The sequence below is a fragment of the Nocardioides glacieisoli genome, from assembly GCF_004137245.1.
Lineage (GTDB): Bacteria > Actinomycetota > Actinomycetes > Propionibacteriales > Nocardioidaceae > Nocardioides > Nocardioides glacieisoli.
In genome coordinates this window covers 310,084-326,422 of the sequence record NZ_SDWS01000001.1, presented here as the reverse complement: position 1 = coordinate 326,422, position 16,339 = coordinate 310,084, and the positions used below count along the sequence as shown (strand labels likewise).

Annotated in this window: 14 protein-coding genes; 5 read left to right on the top strand and 9 right to left on the bottom strand. The window is 72.3% G+C overall.

All coding sequences use genetic code 11. The annotated features are described in order from the left end of the window. Complete coding sequence (locus EUA06_RS01625) at positions 1 to 2,586, bottom strand: CHAT domain-containing protein (protein ID WP_129473255.1); 2,586 nt, start codon at positions 2,584 to 2,586, stop codon at positions 1 to 3. A gap of 81 nt (positions 2,587 to 2,667) precedes the next feature. Here EUA06_RS01625 and EUA06_RS01620 point away from each other — a divergent pair, with 81 nt between their 5' ends. Then, positions 2,668 to 3,945 (top strand): S8 family peptidase, encoded by a 1,278-nt coding sequence (locus tag EUA06_RS01620; RefSeq protein WP_129473254.1) that lies wholly within the window; start codon positions 2,668 to 2,670, stop codon positions 3,943 to 3,945. A gap of 16 nt (positions 3,946 to 3,961) precedes the next feature. Here EUA06_RS01620 and EUA06_RS01615 read toward each other — a convergent pair whose 3' ends face one another. From EUA06_RS01615 to EUA06_RS01590, 6 genes are all read right to left on the bottom strand, one after another. After that, on the bottom strand, positions 3,962 to 4,432 hold the full coding sequence (locus tag EUA06_RS01615; RefSeq protein ID WP_129473253.1) for a hypothetical protein: 471 nt from the start codon (positions 4,430 to 4,432) through the stop codon (positions 3,962 to 3,964). Then, entirely contained in the window at positions 4,429 to 5,022 is a 594-nt protein-coding gene (locus EUA06_RS01610) for an RNA polymerase sigma factor (protein ID WP_207208160.1), read from the bottom strand. The genes EUA06_RS01615 and EUA06_RS01610 overlap by 4 nt, the downstream gene beginning before the upstream one ends. Positions 5,023 to 5,112: 90 nt before the next feature. Then, on the bottom strand, positions 5,113 to 5,970 hold the full coding sequence (locus EUA06_RS01605) for a GNAT family N-acetyltransferase (RefSeq protein WP_129473251.1): 858 nt from the start codon (positions 5,968 to 5,970) through the stop codon (positions 5,113 to 5,115). A 29-nt stretch (positions 5,971 to 5,999) separates the two neighbouring features. Further along, positions 6,000 to 7,151, bottom strand: a complete 1,152-nt coding sequence (gene ispG / locus EUA06_RS01600) for a flavodoxin-dependent (E)-4-hydroxy-3-methylbut-2-enyl-diphosphate synthase (protein ID WP_129473250.1) — start codon at positions 7,149 to 7,151, stop codon at positions 6,000 to 6,002. A gap of 58 nt (positions 7,152 to 7,209) precedes the next feature. Then, on the bottom strand, positions 7,210 to 8,556 hold the full coding sequence (locus tag EUA06_RS01595) for a M50 family metallopeptidase (RefSeq protein WP_129473249.1): 1,347 nt from the start codon (positions 8,554 to 8,556) through the stop codon (positions 7,210 to 7,212). Then, positions 8,553 to 9,671 carry a 1-deoxy-D-xylulose-5-phosphate reductoisomerase gene (locus EUA06_RS01590; RefSeq protein ID WP_129473248.1) on the bottom strand — a complete coding sequence of 373 codons (1,119 nt, stop codon included), beginning with the start codon at positions 9,669 to 9,671 and terminating at the stop codon, positions 8,553 to 8,555. Before EUA06_RS01590 ends, EUA06_RS01595 begins: the two co-directional genes overlap by 4 nt. A 17-nt stretch (positions 9,672 to 9,688) precedes the next feature. Between EUA06_RS01590 and EUA06_RS01585 the strand changes: the two genes are divergently transcribed. Then, on the top strand, positions 9,689 to 10,753 hold the full coding sequence (locus tag EUA06_RS01585) for a tetratricopeptide repeat protein (protein ID WP_129473247.1): 1,065 nt from the start codon (positions 9,689 to 9,691) through the stop codon (positions 10,751 to 10,753). A gap of 20 nt (positions 10,754 to 10,773) precedes the next feature. Continuing rightward, complete coding sequence (locus EUA06_RS01580) at positions 10,774 to 12,024, top strand: AAA family ATPase (RefSeq protein WP_207208159.1); 1,251 nt, start codon at positions 10,774 to 10,776, stop codon at positions 12,022 to 12,024. 22 nt (positions 12,025 to 12,046) lie between these two features. Here EUA06_RS01580 and EUA06_RS22270 read toward each other — a convergent pair whose 3' ends face one another. Together EUA06_RS22270 and EUA06_RS01570 are read right to left on the bottom strand one after the other, a co-directional pair. Next, positions 12,047 to 12,625, bottom strand: a complete 579-nt coding sequence (locus EUA06_RS22270; protein ID WP_165354216.1) for a propionyl-CoA synthetase — start codon at positions 12,623 to 12,625, stop codon at positions 12,047 to 12,049. A 4-nt stretch (positions 12,626 to 12,629) separates the two neighbouring features. After that, positions 12,630 to 14,069, bottom strand: coding sequence for a M1 family metallopeptidase (locus tag EUA06_RS01570; protein ID WP_129473246.1), 1,440 nt, complete (start codon positions 14,067 to 14,069; stop codon positions 12,630 to 12,632). A gap of 175 nt (positions 14,070 to 14,244) precedes the next feature. Between EUA06_RS01570 and EUA06_RS01565 the strand changes: the two genes are divergently transcribed. Beyond that, on the top strand, positions 14,245 to 15,150 hold the full coding sequence (locus tag EUA06_RS01565) for a serine protein kinase RIO (protein ID WP_129473245.1): 906 nt from the start codon (positions 14,245 to 14,247) through the stop codon (positions 15,148 to 15,150). A gap of 115 nt (positions 15,151 to 15,265) precedes the next feature. Next, entirely contained in the window at positions 15,266 to 16,336 is a 1,071-nt protein-coding gene (locus EUA06_RS01560) for an LOG family protein (RefSeq protein WP_129473244.1), read from the top strand. Positions 16,337 to 16,339 lie beyond the last annotated feature (3 nt).

The window sequence follows — 16,339 nt, the reverse complement described above, 5'->3', positions numbered from 1 at the left end:
CTAGGTGCCGAGCACGGTGAACGAGGCCGCCGTGGCCGCCAGCACCGGGTCACCGGACGCCACCTGACGGGCAGCGAGGAGTGCGTCGCCGAGCCCGCCGCCCGCGCGCAGGGCGGCATGCAGCGCGACCATGACCTCGACGGTCGCCGCGTCGTCGACCTCGGCGAGGCTCGACACCACGCCCGCCGTGCCCATCGACAGCAGGGCCGCGGCCAGGCCGAGCAGCTCCTGGTCGCCGACGGGCGCCATCACGCCCGACTCGCAGGCCGACAGCACGACGCGGTGCGGAGGACGTGCCAGGTGCTGGAGGTCGTGCACGAGCAACGGTCCGTCCGCGAGCGCGAGCGACGAGAAGAGCGGGCTGTCCTCACGGAAGTGGCCGTGGGCGGCGACGTGGGCGAGCGCGGCACCGTCGAGCGCGGCCAGGGAGGCGGACACGGTCGCCCGGTCGCCGTCGAGCACCTCTGCACCGGCGTCCTGCGCGGCCACCGCGGGGACCTCGGCCCCACCGCTGCCGAGCCCCGGTCCGACGAGCAGCACCCGTCGGTCGGTCACCGCCGCGGCCGACCGGGACCGCAGCCACAGCCGCGCGGACGGCGTACTGGTGAAGGGGCGGTCGGCCAGCGCAGGCAGCAGTCCCCACGGCACGCCCTGGAGGGCCGAGGTGCCCGAGACGACGACTCGTGACTCCCCCACGCCGTCGAGGGCGGCCCCGAGCAGTGCGCGCTGCAGGCGCGTGCCGGCGACGTCGAGCTGCGTACGTCGTCCGCGCGCCGCCTGGCGCAGCGAGAACATCGCGAAGTCGACCGCCGCTGTCGCCGGCAATGCCTCTCCGACGTGGAGGTGGCGGACACGTCCGCGCCCGGCCACGAGGGCGTGCAGCGAGCCGTCGACCTCGGTCAGCTCGACCAGCACCGTGTCGTCCATGCGCAGGGCGTCGAGGAGCTCCGCGACGTCCAGCCCTGAAGCGGTCTCACCCGTGCCGCGCGCGTGCAGCAGCCGCCGGCGCACCGACTGCTCGAGGCGGGTGGCGCGCGCCTGCAGCTGGTCGGGTCGCTCCTCCTGCGTGCGTGCCGCGGCCAGCGCGTTCCGCTGGGCGCGCAGGGCGGCCAGGTCGGCGACGATCTCCGGGGCGTGCGCCGTGGTGGACGACGGCACCACGAGTGCGTTGGCGCGCCACCGCTCGGACCACTGGAGCAGGCGACGGCTGTTCCCCGACGTCAGTGCGGTGCGGGTGCCGAGCTCGGCGAGTGCCGCTCCGTGGCCCGACATCACCGCGCGGAGCTCCTGGCTGCCGAGGGTCGCCTGGTGCTCGTCGAGTGCGCGGAGGCCACGGTCGCACGCCCGCAGCACCCCGCCGGCGTCCCCAGCGGCGTCGCGGCGCTGCGCCAGCGCGAGCCAGCCCAGCGCGCGGACCGCGTGGGTGCGAGCATGGCGGCTGGCCGACGCCTCCTCGAGCCACTCGTCGGCCAGGGCGGCGGCGCGGGCCGAGCGCACGTCCCTCGCCAGCCGCGCCCCCAGCAGGAGCGCCTGGGCGAGCTGCGGCATCGACGCCTCGCGCATCCGGTGGACCAGCCGCTCAGCACGGCGCAGCAGCGGCCCGGCGGGCTGACCCTGCTCGGCCCGCGCGGCGATCGCGAAGAGGTCGGCCTCCAGGCTGGGGGCGTGACGCGACTGGGCGCGCATCAGGGCCGAGCCCTCGTCGGCCGCCGAGGCGGCCCGGGTCCAGTCCTGGGCCGCCAAGGCCGACTCCGCCACCGAGACCAGGAGGTCGGCGCGCTCGCGGGCCAGCAAGGGCCGGGCGGCCAGGGCCTGCTCGACGACGGCGAGGGCGTCGTCGGCCAGGCCGCCCGCCAGGTAGGCCGTGGCCTGGTCCAGGACCAGGTCGACGTCGGTGATGCCCAGGCCGTCGAACTGCGCACCCGCGTCGGCGTACGCCTCGAGCGCCTGCGGCAGATCGCCGCGGAGGTAGGACACCCAACCCGTGTTGTGCCGTGCGGTGGCGACCTCCACGGGTTGGCCCCCGCGGACCGACAGCTCCCCGAACAGTGCGAACGCCTCGGCCGCTGAGTCGAGCGAGCCGAGCTTGGCGTCGGTGAGCCCTTGGAGGTTGAGGGCGCGCGCCTCCCACACGTCGTCACCGGCGCCCGCGAACAGACGGCGCGCCTCGCGCAGGTCGGCGGCGCTCTCCTCGAACCGGGACAGCAGCTGCCCGGTGATCTTGGCGCGTCGATACAGCACCCTGCCCAGGGGCACCCCGTCGAGAGCAGCCGCAGCGCGACCGAGCGCGCGCAGTCCCTCCGGGACACGTCCGGCCATCGCCAGCGTGCTGCCCAGCGTCGCCAGCACGTCCAACCACCGCTCCGGGTCGTCCGACCGACGCGCGAGCCGCAGCGCGGTACTCAGCTCCGCCAGCGCCCGATCGGCGTGCCCGAGGTCGCGCAGCACGATGCCGACCACCTGGTGCCCGATCGAGGCGAGGTAGGGGTCGGGGTCGGGCACGAGCTCGGCCTCGGCCGTCGTGCGCGCCGCAGCGGGATCGGTGAACAGCGTGCGGAGCACCTCGTCCGCCTCGGCCCGGTCCACGGCACCATCCTTGCGGATCGGGCTCGACCCTTGTGCGGATTCCGCACCGTGGAGCCATTGCCGGGACTAGCGTCGTGTCCCATGGGCGACTGGATGATCGGCGACGACCGACGACGACGCAGCACTGACCAGCTGAGGAACCTCAAGAAGGCCAACGACGGGCAGGTCAGGTGGGACACCGAGGCGCCGGCCGACTTCACGTTCCTCTACCACCCCGACCACCTGCTCGTCGGTGCCGAGGACGTCGACGACCTCGAGGCCGCATTCGCCCGCCTGGACAAGGGCGTCCTCTCCGAGCCGCCGCGGCGCGACGACGTACGCATCCTCGGTGGCGACCTGGTGCGCTACGTGCTGCCAGAGCGCCCCGGGGGTGAGTCCGTGCCCGACGTGGTTGCACTGCTCGAGCAGAGCGGCCTGCGCCCCGGTGCGGCGTCGCCCGACCACTGGGTCCACGTCTCCCCCGGTGGCGGTGGCGGTGGGACGACGTGTCCGGCCGTCGAGCCGCAGGAGACCGGTCTGACCGAGCCCTGGCCGCCGGTCGCCCCGCAGGAGAAGGGGTGCGAGGTCAGCGTCGTCGTGGTCGACACCGGGTGGAACCCGCCGTCCGGCACCGACGGGCGTACGCCGTGGCTGGAGGGCGTGACGGGAGACGACGAGGACAACGGGCCCGAGCTGCGGCCCTACGCCGGGCACGGCACGTTCATCGCGGGCGTCGTGCGGTGCATGGCTCCGATGACGCAGGTGCACGTCGAGGGCTTCGCCCTCGGCGGCGTCGGCGGCGGCGGCATCCTGGAGTCCGAGATCGTCCAGCAGCTGGAAGAGGCGATGAAGCACGAGCCGCAGGTCATCAACCTGTCGGCCGGCTGCCGGACCCACCTGGACCGCCCGTCGATCGCCTTCCGGAAGTTCCACCGTCGGCACCTCGAGGACGCCGACTGCGTGCTCGTCGCGGCCGCAGGCAACGACTCGTGGGCGGCGCCGTTCTGGCCAGCTGCCTTCCCCTGGGCTGTCGGCGTGGGCTCGCTCGACCGCGACGGTCGCGTGTCGGAGTTCTCCAACTTCGGCGTCTCGGCGGACGTCTACACGCTGGGTCGCAACATCGTGAACGCCTTCCCCGACGGCACGTTCGTGTGCCATGAGACGCCCGACAAGGGCGACGTACGGGTGTTCTCGACCGGCCTGGCCCGCTGGAGCGGTACGTCGTTCGCGGCGCCCATCGTGGCGGGACTGATCGCGCGCCAGATCTCCGTCTCCGGATCGACGGCCAAGGAGGCCCGCGACGCCGTGATGGCGCTGGCGGTCCACGACTCCGACCCGATGATCGGACCCCACCTGGAGCTGCACCCGTCCTTCGAGTGACCCTCAGCGGCCGCCCTCAGACGTCGAGCCAGCGACTCCGGGCCACCCGGCCGTCGATGGTGACGGCGAACCGCACCGACCCGGTGGCGTCGGCCTGCAGTGCGAAGAAGCCGACCTCGTCGACCCCGGTAGTCCACGACGGCCCCTCGCTGGTCTCCAGCGCGATCTCGACGGATCCCATGTCGCCCGAGTGGTCGAGCAGCTGGCCCTTGACCTGGTCGCCGTCGATCTCGGCCTCGAGCGACCAGCCCGCCGCCGCATTGAAGTAGAGCACCCTGGCGGTGCTGAGGCCCCGGACCTGCGCGGCCGGCTCGTGGGCGGAGTCGCTGACCAGGGTCAGCAGCTCCCACTCCTCGTCGAGGTCGGCGGCGGCCACGATCGCGATCATCGCGGCGGTCAGCCCGGGTGGCGGAGGGTCGTAGGTCACCCACATGTCGCGGAGCTCCTCGAGGAGAGCAACGTCCTGCTCAGCGTCCTTGTCGGTCATCGCCCGCCTCCTTTCGTCAGTGCGTCTCGGACCTTCGCCAGGCAGCGGGCCCGCGTGGGTCCGATGCTCCCGACAGGCATGTCGAGGTCCCGGCTCAGGGAGTGGTAGTCGGGTCGGTCCAGGAAGGCCACGACCCGCAGCAGCTTGCGGCACCTTTCGTCGACGGACGCCACGGCTCCCCACAGCCGTGCCGCCTCGTCGCCTCGCATCGCGAGCGCCTCGGCCGACTCCTCGTCAGGAAGCACGGCGTGCAGCGTCTCGTCCTGCACCGGGGCCGCACGTCGCGCGGTCCTGGCATGGGCGGCAGCGCCGCGCCTGGCTGACGTGATCAGCCAGGACGCGACCGCCTGAGGGTCCTCGATGGTCTGGTGGAGGCGCACGAACCCGAGCCACGTCGCCTGAACGACGTCTTCAGCCGCTTCGCGGTCGTGTCCGTATGCCCTCACCACGTGCCAGAGCACCGGTGTCATCGCGGCGACCAGCTCGTCCACGGCGGTGGGGTCCCCCGACCTCCACGCGATGAACGCCCCGCTGGCCCTGTCCCACGGTGACTGATCGAGCTGCCCCTCAGCTCTCCGGTTCTCCGACATGGTGACCATTGTCCCCATGTCAGCACAGGTGCACGGCACCGCCGTGCTGATACATGTCCGGCAAAACTTTCTCGCCCGCCCCGCGGAGGGTCAGAACATCATGGTGGCGAAGGTCGCGGTCTGCTCGAACCCGACCCGCGCGTACGTCGCTCGCGCCGGCTCGTTCCACTCGTTGACGTAGAGCGAGACGACGGGCGCCATGCGGGTCCCGAGGACGTGGGACACGACCGACGCCATCCCCGCCACCGCGAGCCCCTCGCCCCGCCGGTCGGGTCGCACCCAGACGCCCTGCACCTGGGCGGCGTACGGCGTGGCGCAGGCGACCTCGGCCTTGAACACGACGCCCGCCTCGTCGAAGCTCGCCATCGACCAGCCGCGCCCGATCAGCTGCCGGATCCGGGCCCGGTAGAGGTCGCCGCCGCCCGCGTCGTTCTCCGGCGATACGCCGACCTCCTCGGTGTACATCGCGACGCAGGCCGGGTAGAGCACCTCGAGGTCGGCGGGTGTCGTGACGCGCACGCACGGGTCTCCCGGCATCTCCGGGAGCCGGTCCATCTGGAGGTGCGGCTGACGGGCGCGGACCTCGCGGGGCTTGGCCCACCGGGGCTCGACGAGGTCCCACAGCGCCGCCACGACGTCGCTCGGACCGACGATGGTGCCGACACTGTTGCGGCGCCGCAGCGCTGCGTCGGCGAAGGCCCCGACGTCTGCAGGCGTGCACTGGACGGGGACGAGGTTCGCGCCCAGGTGGCACCCGGCGACGAGCTCGTCGTCCTCGAACCGACCCCACACCTGGCCGCCGAGCCACCGCTCGTCGAGGTTGGTGAGCCGCGCGCGGTAGTCGGCGAAGACGTTGACCACCGGGTCCTGCTCCGCGAGCGCCACGAAGCTGTCCCGGTCGCCCGGGCCCAGCACGCGCACGTGTCCTAGCTCGCGGGTCCTCAGCACGCTCGGAGCCTACCCACGGGGTCGAGCTCTCAGCTGACGCTGACCGAAGCCTCCGCGCCGTCGACCGGTTCCATCCCCTCGGCGAGGCGCATGGCCTCCTCGATGAGGGTCTCCACGATCTGCGACTCCGGCACGGTCTTGATGACCTCGCCCTTGACGAAGATCTGGCCCTTGCCGTTGCCGGAGGCGACGCCGAGGTCGGCCTCGCGGGCCTCGCCGGGGCCGTTGACGACGCAGCCCATGACCGCGACGCGGAGCGGCACCTCCATGCCCTCGAGACCGGCGGTGACCTCCTCGGCGAGCTTGTAGACGTCGACCTGGGCACGGCCACAGCTCGGGCACGAGACGATCTCGAGGCGACGCGGCTTGAGGTTGAGCGACTCCAGGATCTGGAGACCGACCTTGACCTCCTCGACAGGCGGCGCGGAGAGCGAGACGCGGATGGTGTCGCCGATGCCCTGGCTGAGCAGGTGGCCGAAGGCGACGGAGGACTTGATGGTGCCCTGGAAGGCGGGGCCGGCCTCGGTCACGCCGAGGTGCAGCGGCCAGTCGCCGGCCTCGGCGAGCAGCTCGTAGGCCCGCACCATGACGACGGGGTCGTTGTGCTTGACCGAGATCTTGAAGTCGTGGAAGTCGTGCTCCTCGAAGAGGCTCGCCTCCCACACCGCCGACTCGACGAGCGCCTCGGGTGTCGCCTTGCCGTACTTGTCCATGATCCGCTTGTCGAGCGACCCGGCGTTGACGCCGATCCGGATCGACGTGCCGCGGTCCTTGGCGGCCCTCGCGATCTCCTTGACCTGGTCGTCGAACTTGCGGATGTTGCCCGGGTTGACCCGGACGGCCGCACAGCCGGCGTCGATGGCCGCGAAGACGTACTTCGGCTGGAAGTGGATGTCGGCGATGACCGGGATCTGCGACTTCTGCGCGATGGCGGGCAGCGCGTCGGCGTCGTCCTGGCTCGGGCACGCGACCCGCACGATGTCGCACCCGGTCGCGGTGAGCTCGGCGATCTGCTGGAGCGTGGCGTTGATGTCGGAGGTGAGCGTCGTGGTCATCGACTGCACGGAGATCGGCGAGTCGCTGCCGACCCCCACGGAGCCGACCTTGATCTGACGGGTCTTGCGACGCGGCGACAGGACGGGGGGCGGGAGCGCGGGCATGCCCAGGCCGACGGAAGTCATGCCGCCAGTCTAGGAGGCCGGACCCCGCGCGCCCGAGTCGGCGACGACGGCCGGGGCGTCAGCTCAGGTGCAGCGGCACGACGAGGTCGGCGACGATCAGGACCACGCCCATCACGAGCATCGCGAGCCCGACGACGTACGCCACTGGCAACAGCTTGGCGACGTCGACGTGACCGGGGTCGGGACGGCCGCGGAGGCGGGCCAGCCCGCGCTTGGCGCCCTCGTAGAGGGCACCGGCGATGTGGCCGCCGTCGAGCGGCAGGAGGGGCACGAAGTTGAACATGCCGATGAAGAAGTTGAAGCTCGCGATGAGGAACAGCAGCGTGACGAGCTTCTCGGTCACCGGGAAGTCCTCGCTCGCCGCGGCCTCGCCGGCGAAGCGGCCACCACCGACGATGGAGACCGGGCTCTCGGGGTCGCGCTCCTGCAGGCCGACGATCGCGCGGCCCACCTCGTAGACCTTGACCGGGAGCTGGCCGAGGGCCTTCGCCGTCTCGACCGTCATCGTCTCCATCTGGATGGCGGTGTAGATCGGCCCGCCGGTCGCGAGGCGGACCTCCGGCTGCACGCCGAGGAAGCCGACCTCGGTCAGCGCGTCGTCCTCGATCGAGGTCTGTCGCAGCGTGACGGTGGTGTTGGTGTCGAGCGTGAGCAGCTCGCCGTCACGGCGCACCTCGATGACGGCGTCACCGTCGGCGTTGGCGCGGATCTGCGACTGGAAGCTGTCCCAGTCCTCGAAGGGCGTGCCGTTGAAGCTGACGATCACGTCGCCGGGCCGGATGCCGGCCTCCGCGGCCGGGGTCGCCGGGTCGCTGGAGGTGCAGTCGCGGCCCGCCTCCTCGACCGGGATCACGCAGGCGGGGACCGAGGCGACGGTCGGCTCGATCACCTGGTCGCGCGGGTTGCCGTAGGTCCAGAAGAGCAGCACGAACAGCGAGAACGCGATGGCGATGTTGACCATCGGCCCGCCCGCCATCACGATCACCTTCTTCCACCACGCGAGGCGGTAGAAGAGCCGGTCGGTGTCGTGCTGCTTGACGTACTCCCACTCCGCGGCCCGCGCGTCGGAGATCAGCTGGGTGAACATGCCGGTGTTGGAGCGGCGCACCTTGTGCACCGCCTCCCCGTCCTCGTCGTAGGTCGTCTCCTCGACGAGGTCCTGCGCACCCGGGGGGAGCATCCCGACGATCTTGACGTAGCCACCGAGCGGGATCGCCTTGACGCCGTACTCGGTGTCGCCGATCTGCTTGCTCCACACGGTGGGCCCGAAGCCTATGAACCACTGCGGCACCTTGCAGCCGAACTTCTTGGCCGGGATGAGGTGGCCGAACTCGTGGAGCCCGATCGAGACCAGGATCGCCACGACGAACGAGACGACACCCAGGGTGTAGAGCAGGGCGGTCATGCAGGCGTGTCCTTCTGTGCTTGCTTCGGCGCGATCAGGGCTGATGCCTCCGCGCGCGCCCAGGCATCGGCGGCGAGGACGTCGTCCACGGTGAGGTGCTCCCCCGATGGTACGTCGTGGGCGGCGAGCACGTCGGCAACCGTCGAGATGATGTCGACGAAGCGGATGCGGCCGGTGCGGAACGCCTCGACGCACGCCTCGTTGGCGGCGTTGTAGACAGCGGGCGCGGTGCCTCCCAGCTCGCCGGCGGTGCGGGCGAGCGACACGGCGGGGAACGCCTCGTCGTCGAGCGGGAAGAACTCCCACGTGCTGGGCGTGCTCCAGTCGAAGGCGGGGGCGGCGTCGGGAACCCGGTCGGGCCACGCGAGGCCGAGCGCGATCGGGATCATCATCGTCGGCGGGCTGGCCTGCAGGATCGTCGAGCCGTCGACGAACTCGACCATCGAGTGGACGTCGCTGGTGGGGTGCACGACGACGTCGATCCGGTCGAACGGGATGCCGAAGAGCAGGTGCGCCTCGATGACCTCGAGGCCCTTGTTGACCAGCGTGGCGGAGTTGATCGTGATGACCGGCCCCATCGACCACGTCGGGTGCTGGAGCGCCTCGTCGAGGGTGACGTCGGCGAGGTCGTCGCGGGTGCGCCCACGGAACGGACCGCCCGACGCGGTCAGCACGAGACGGCGTACGTCACCGGGCGAGCCGGCGCGCAGGCACTGGGCGAGCGCCGAGTGCTCGGAGTCGACCGGCACGATCTGGCCGGGCTTGGCGCGTTCGGTGACCAGGGATCCGCCCATGATGAGCGACTCCTTGTTGGCCAGCGCCAGCGTCGTACCGGCGTCGAGGGCGGCCAGCGTGGGACGCAGCCCGACGGCGCCGGTGATGCCGTTGAGCACGACGTCGCACTCGCGGCCGGCAGCCTCGGTCGAGGCCTCCTCCCCCAGCCCGGAGAAGGCGGGGGCGAACTCGGCGACCTGCGCCTCGAACAGCTCGGGGTTCGACCCGCCGGCGGTGAGGCCGACCACGCGGAACCGGTCGGGGTTGGCGCGGACGAGGTCGAGCGCCTGCGTGCCGATGGAGCCGGTCGAGCCGAGGATCACGATGTCGCGGGCGGTCACCGGCCCAGTTTGTCAGGATGGGCGACGTGGACGGGGACTGGCGCGCGATCGCGCACGCGGAGCAGCTGCTCGACCTGCGGAGGTACGCCGAGGCGGAGCAGCGCTTCCGCGACGTCGTGGCGACGCAGCCCGAGTCCATCGACGGGCTGCTCGGACTGGCCCGCGCCCTGCACGCGCAGGACCGCGACGACGAGGCGGAGGCGGCCGCCCGGAGTGCGGTGGCGCTCGACCCGGAGCGCGGGGGCAGCTACCACGTCCTGGTCGACATCCTCTGCGCCGGCGACGACCCGGCCCCGGCGGTCCGGGCCGCGGAGCGCGCGCTCGCTCTCGAGCCCCACGACTACCTGTCGCACTACCAGCTCGCGCGGGCCCGACTGATCGGTCGCCGGCCGGAGGTCTACCGCGCGTACGGGTCGGCCCTCAAGGCAGTGGAGCTCGCACCGCACAGCGCATCGACCCACAACCTCGTCGGCGTCTGCCTGGACCGCCTCGGCGACGCACCGGCGGCGGAGCAGGCATTCCGCAACGCGCTCGCCATCGACCCGCACCACACCCTCGCGCAGACCAACCTCGCGGCGTCCGACCTCGAGAGCGGCAAGCTCGGCCGTGCCGCCCGCCGGTTGCGATCAGCGGTCGGCGCGGACCCGCAGGAGAAGCGCACCCGTGACCACCTCGACCTCGTCCTCGTGGTCCTCGGCCGGCGGGTGATGTGGTCGTTGCTCGTAGTGGCGATCGTCATGGGTGCCCTGCTCGTCAACGAGGCACCCTGGTGGTCGCGTGCCCTGGCCGGGACGGCGTACGCCGCGGTGCTGGCCCTCGTCGTGCGCGGCGTGGTCCGCGAGCTGCCGCGCGGGGTCGGTCGCTGGGGACGCGGCCTGTTCGGGCGCGTGGATTGGCGAGCGAAGTACCTCATCGGCCTGCTCGCGCTGCTGTCCGCCGCGGTGCTGCTGATGGCGTACGCCCCCTACGAGGTGGCGGCGGGTGCCGGGATCGTGCTGGTCGCGATCCTCCGCACGCTCGGACTGATCTGCATCGTCGGCTGGATCGTGATGGCCGGCGTGAACCTCGTCCGCGGGAAGTGACGTCCGCCTAGGGTGTCCGCGTGGACGAGCGCCTGATCGACAGCCTGGCCGCCGCCGTGCGAGCCGCTCCCGACGACCTCCCCCTGCGGCTGCACCTCGCGGGCCTCCTCGTCGATGCCGGCCGCGGCCCGGAGGCGGTGGCGCACGTCGCGACCGTGCTCGCGAGCGATCCCGGGTCCGCCGAGGCGCTGGCGCTGATGGGCCGGGCGATGGGGTCCGCCCCCGACGCCCCGGCTGCCGACGCCCCGGCTGCCGACGCCCAGCCGGACGACGCCGCATCGTCGGGCGACCCGTCGGAAGCACCCACGACCTTCGACTGGCACGCCGCGGAGTCCGAGCTCGGTGACTCGGTCGGCCCGATGTTCGTCGACGGGTCGACCGAGGAGCCCGGCCCGGCGGCGTACGACGTCGAGAGCGCCGGCGTGCGCCTCGCCGACGTGGGCGGCCTGGCCGATGTCAAGAAGCGTCTCGACGCGAGCTTCCTGGCTCCCCTGCGCAACCCCGAGCTCCGGGCGCTCTACGGCAAGTCGCTGCGCGGCGGCCTGCTCCTCTACGGCCCCCCGGGCTGCGGCAAGACCTTCCTCGCCAAGGCGGTGGCGGGCGAGCTCGGCGCCGCCTTCCTCCACGTCTCGCTCGCCGACGTGCTCGACATGTACATCGGCCAGAGCGAGCGCAACGTCAAGGAGCTGTTCGAGGTCGCCCGCAGCTCCGCGCCGTGCGTGCTCTTCCTCGACGAGCTCGACGCGATCGGGCAGAAGCGGTCCCTCACCCGCAACAGCGGCATGCGCACCACCGTCAACCAGCTGCTCACCGAGCTCGACGGCGTCGGGTCGGACAACGAGGGCGTGTTCGTCCTCGCCGCCACCAACCACCCGTGGGACGTCGACCCCGCGCTGCGCCGGCCGGGTCGCCTGGACCGCACGCTGCTCGTCCTGCCGCCCGACCTCGACGCCCGCGAGGCGATCCTGCGCACGCACCTGCGCGAGCGCCCCGTCGAGCGCATCGACACCCGCAGGCTCGCCAAGGCGACCGACGGGTTCAGCGGCGCCGACCTCGCGCACCTCTGCGAGTCGGCGTCGGAGAACGCGCTGATGGACTCCGTCGGCTCCGGGACGGTGCGGATGATCGGCATGCGCGACTTCGACCGGGCGCTGGCCGAGATCAGGCCGTCGATCGGGCCGTGGCTGGAGACCGCGCGCAACGTCGCGCTCTACGCGAACGCCTCCGGGGAGTACGACGACCTCGCAAAGTGGCTGCGCAAGCAGCGCTGACCGACGCCGACCCGCGGTCGGCTCACGCCGTGCCGAACGACCAGAACCTCACGCCACCGACCTCGACGAGCGTGGCCCCGGCCGGCGCGGCGGCCCGGTGGTCGTCCGACGCGCCGACCGCCTGGAGCACAGTGAGGACGTCGTCGCCGTGGGTGGCCATGACCCCGTCGCCCGGCACGTCGGCGCAGCCCGCAGGGTCGGTGCGCCCGGCCCGCATCGCGACGTCCCAGGGGACCTCGTCGGCGTCGACCCCGAAGCCGGAGACGTCGACGCGCACCTTGCCCGCCGCGCCTGCCGTGTTGTCGTACGCCGCCACCGCACCGACCCGGGCCACCGCGAGCGGGACCACCACGCGGTTCTCCGGCGACAGCTCGGCGACGACCACGCGGTCTCCGAGCCCGACGCCGAAGGCGCGCAGCACCCCGGCGCACGCGGCGACCTCGGTGAGGAGCCTCGCGAAGCTGCGCTCCTCGCCCTCGACGGTGAGCGCGACGTCGTCGGCCCGACCGCGCACGACGTGGATGTCGAGCGCCTCGTAGCAGACGTTGAGCGTGCCGGAGTCGCCGTCAGCAGGCGGCCGGAACCAGTTCACCGGTGGCACGACTTCAGGCGAGCCCGTTGTCGGCGGTGGCGGCCGGCTTCGACGCAGTGCGCAGCCAGGCCGCGAAGAAGCCGGTGAGGTCCTCGCCGCTGATCCGGGTCGCGAGCGCCTCGAACTCCTCGGTCGCGCCGTTGCCACCGTCCTGCTCGCGGAGCCACGAGCGGAGGATCCGCCAGAAGTCCCGGTTGCCGACCCGGTTGCGCAACGCCTGCAGCGTCATCGCGCCGCGGCCGTAGATCGCGTCGTCGAAGACCTTCGCGGCGCCGGGGTCGGCGACGACGACCTGCCAGAAGTCCGACCCTGCCTCGACGTTGTCGTAGTAGTCGTCCAGGATCTGCGCGCCGGAGCGGCCGCCGTGCTGCTCGGACCAGCGCCACTCCATGAAGGTCGCGAAGCCCTCGTTGAGCCAGATGTCGCGCCACTGCTGGACGGCCACGTCGTCGCCGAACCACTGGTGGGCGATCTCGTGGACCACGAGGCTGGTGTAGCTGGAGCCGACCGCGGGATAGGTCGGGCGGGTCTGGTTCTCCAGCGCGAAGCCGACGCCGAGCGAGGTGGTCAGGCCGCCCACGACCGAGAACGGGTAGTCGCCCAGGTCCTTCTCGAGGCCCGCCACGACCTTCGGGGTCTTCCTCATCAGCCGCATGCTGGCCGCCTCGTCGGCAGCACTGAGCCCCTGGGAGACGGCGACGAGCCACGGCAGCCCCTGGTGGACGCCCTGGGCGATGGTGAAGTCGCCGGCCGCGAAGAAGGCGAGGTAGGGCACCATCGGCTCGTCGGCGCGCCAGTGCCAGGTGGTCGACTTCCTGCCGACCCTGCGGCCCTTCAGCTCGCCGTTGGAGATCACCTCGCGGCCGTTGGGCACGCGGATCTTCACGTCGACGATCGCCTTGTCCTGCGGGTGGTCGTTGCTCGGGAACCACCACGGCGCCATGTGCGGCTCGTTCATGGTGACGACCTCGCGGCGGGACGCCAGCCAGTTCATCTCGCCCGCGTAGGAGTGCGTCGCCGGGCGGTCGACGTACGACACCACCACCGCGTGGTCGGTGCCGGCGATCAGCGGCTCGGCGGGGGTGATCCGCAGCTCGTGCCCGTCGTCGGTCTTCTCGAAGCCGGCGGCAGCGCCGTCGACGGTCACCTTCGAGACGTCGAGCAGGAAGTCGAGGGAGAAGCTCCGCAGGTCGCTCGTCGCGGTGAGCTCGACGCGGGTCCGCCCGGCGAGCCGTCCCTTGCCGAACGCATAGCTGTTGCGGATCTCGTACGACGTCACGTCGATCCCGCCGTTGCCGTCGAGCGGCCAGTAGGGATCGCCGATCCCCGCGGCACCGTCGACGGGTGCGGCGAGGGGGCCTTCGGCCGTCGCCGTCGCGCTGGTGAGACCGACGGCCATGACCGCGCAGGTCGCAGCCGCCAGCAGGGGGCGGGACAGGGGTCGTGTGGTCACCGCCCGAACCTAGCCGACGCCTAATTCGGGTGCGCAGGACTCCGCCGGTGCGCCACACTGGTGTCGAACTCCGGGCGTCGATCCGCGCTGCCCGTGACCGAAAGGAGCCGTGACATGTCCATCACTGTCCCCGGCCTGTCCGCCGACCACCTTTCGCACACACGGAGCACCCACGTTGTCGCACTTCACGCACCCGCAGTTCCCGGAGGACTTCCTCCGTCCTGACGACCGTTCGCCCCTCGAGGGCATCGACGAGTCGTTCGTCTTCGACTTCGACACCTACGCCGACGAGCTCGGCCCGGGTCAACGCTGGTCCCGCTGGGAGGACCTGGAGGCCCTGATGCGGGGCCCCGAGCCACGCCCCGACTGGGTGGTGGTGTCCAGCGGCGCCGTCGACACCGAGCTCGGCGTCCTCAAGACCGGCAAGGAGGCGGACGTCTTCCTCGTCGAGCGCGAGGACCCGCACACCCCCGGGAGCGCCGTCATCATGGCGGCCAAGCGCTACCGGGACACCGACCACCGCACCTTCCACCGCGCCGCGGCCTACACCGAGGGCCGCTCGATGAAGCGCTCGCGCGACGAGCGTGCCCTCACGCGGAAGTCCACCTGGGGCAAGCAGGTCGCCGCCGGCGAGTGGGCGATCTCGGAGTGGAACGCGCTCCGTCGCTGCTGGGAGCTCGGCCTGCCCGTCCCCTACCCGGTCCAGATCGACGAGACCGAGCTGATGATGGAGTGGATCACCGTCACCGTCGACGGGGAGGTCGACACCGCCCCGCGCGTCGCGCAGGTGCGGCCAGACCCGGCCGTAGTCGAGGGCTACTACGAGCAGCTCCGCGACGCCCTCGGCACGATGGTGCAGGCGGGGATCGTGCACGGCGACCTGTCGCCCTACAACACCCTCGCCGCAGGCGACCGGCTCGTCATCATCGACCTGCCGCAGGTGGTGGACCTCGTCGGCAACCCGCGCGGCATGGACTTCCTGCTGCGCGACTGCGCCAACATGTGCGCCTGGTTCCGCTCGCGCGGGCTCCAGGTCGACGAGCACGAGCTGTTCGGGGAGCTGATGGCGCACGCGTTCTGAGCCGGGCAGCGGCGACCGAGGCACGAGGTCGGCGTGTGGGCCCGGCCAGATCGAGTGGTCCCGCGACTGAGGCACGAAGCCGCGCGTGGACCGTACCGAGATCTAGGTTGGGGGCGTGAAGCACAGCCGCGGACGCGTCCTCGACGTCACCACCCTCGCCGACCTCGACCGCCGCCTCGCCGCCGGGAGCCGCTCGCTCACCGGCTGGCGGGTCGTCGGCCTCGACCTCACCGAGCGCGGTCCGGTGCTGCTCGAACGGTCGCTGGCTCAGTCGCTCTTCCTCGGCTGCGAGTTCGCCGACGGGGACGACGACGCCGTACGCCGCGCGGGCGGCATCGTGCTGCACGACATCCCCGGCATCCCGGTCGACCCCTACCGCACCACGCTCTACACGCCGCGCGAGCTCTTCGACACCCCTCGCTACGAGGACTCCCTCGACGCGCGTGCGTACGCCTGGTCGCGCAGCCCGGCGACCCCCGACGACACGCTCGCGCGGGCGCTGCACGACCACCAGGTCGACGCGGCGATGGCCGGCTGGGTCCGCGACCGCGACATCGTCGGCGTGATGGGCGGGCACGCGGTCGAGCGCGGGACCCCGACCTACGCCGAGGCGGCGCGGCTGGGTCACGAGCTCGGCGCGCACCACACGGTCGCCACCGGCGGCGGGCCAGGAGCGATGGAGGCCGCCAACCTCGGCGCCTTCGTGCCGGGCGACCTGGCGGGTGCGCTCGCGACGGTCGCCCGGGTGCCGTCCTTCCGGCCGAGCATCGGCGCCTGGGCCGACGCCGCGTTCGAGGCGGTCGACGCCACCCCGGACGGCCGGGAGTCGCTGGGCATCCCGACCTGGCACTACGGCCACGAGCCGCCCAACCCGTTCGCGACGTCCATCGCGAAGTACTTCAGCAACGCGCCGCGCGAGGCGCTGCTGCTGGAGATCTGCAACGCCGGGATCGTCTTCCTGTCCGGTGCCGGCGGCACCGTGCAGGAGGTCTTCCAGGACGCCTGCGAGAACTACTACGCCGACGAGTCGTCGGTCGCCCCGATGGTGCTCGTCGGTCGCGCGCACTGGACCGAGGAGCTGCCGGTCTGGCCGCTGCTGCAGGCACTGGCCCGCGGGCGGGCCATGGAGGAGCACGTGCACCTCGTCGACAGCGTCGAGGAGGCCGTCGCCGTCGTGGCGGGGTGAGGC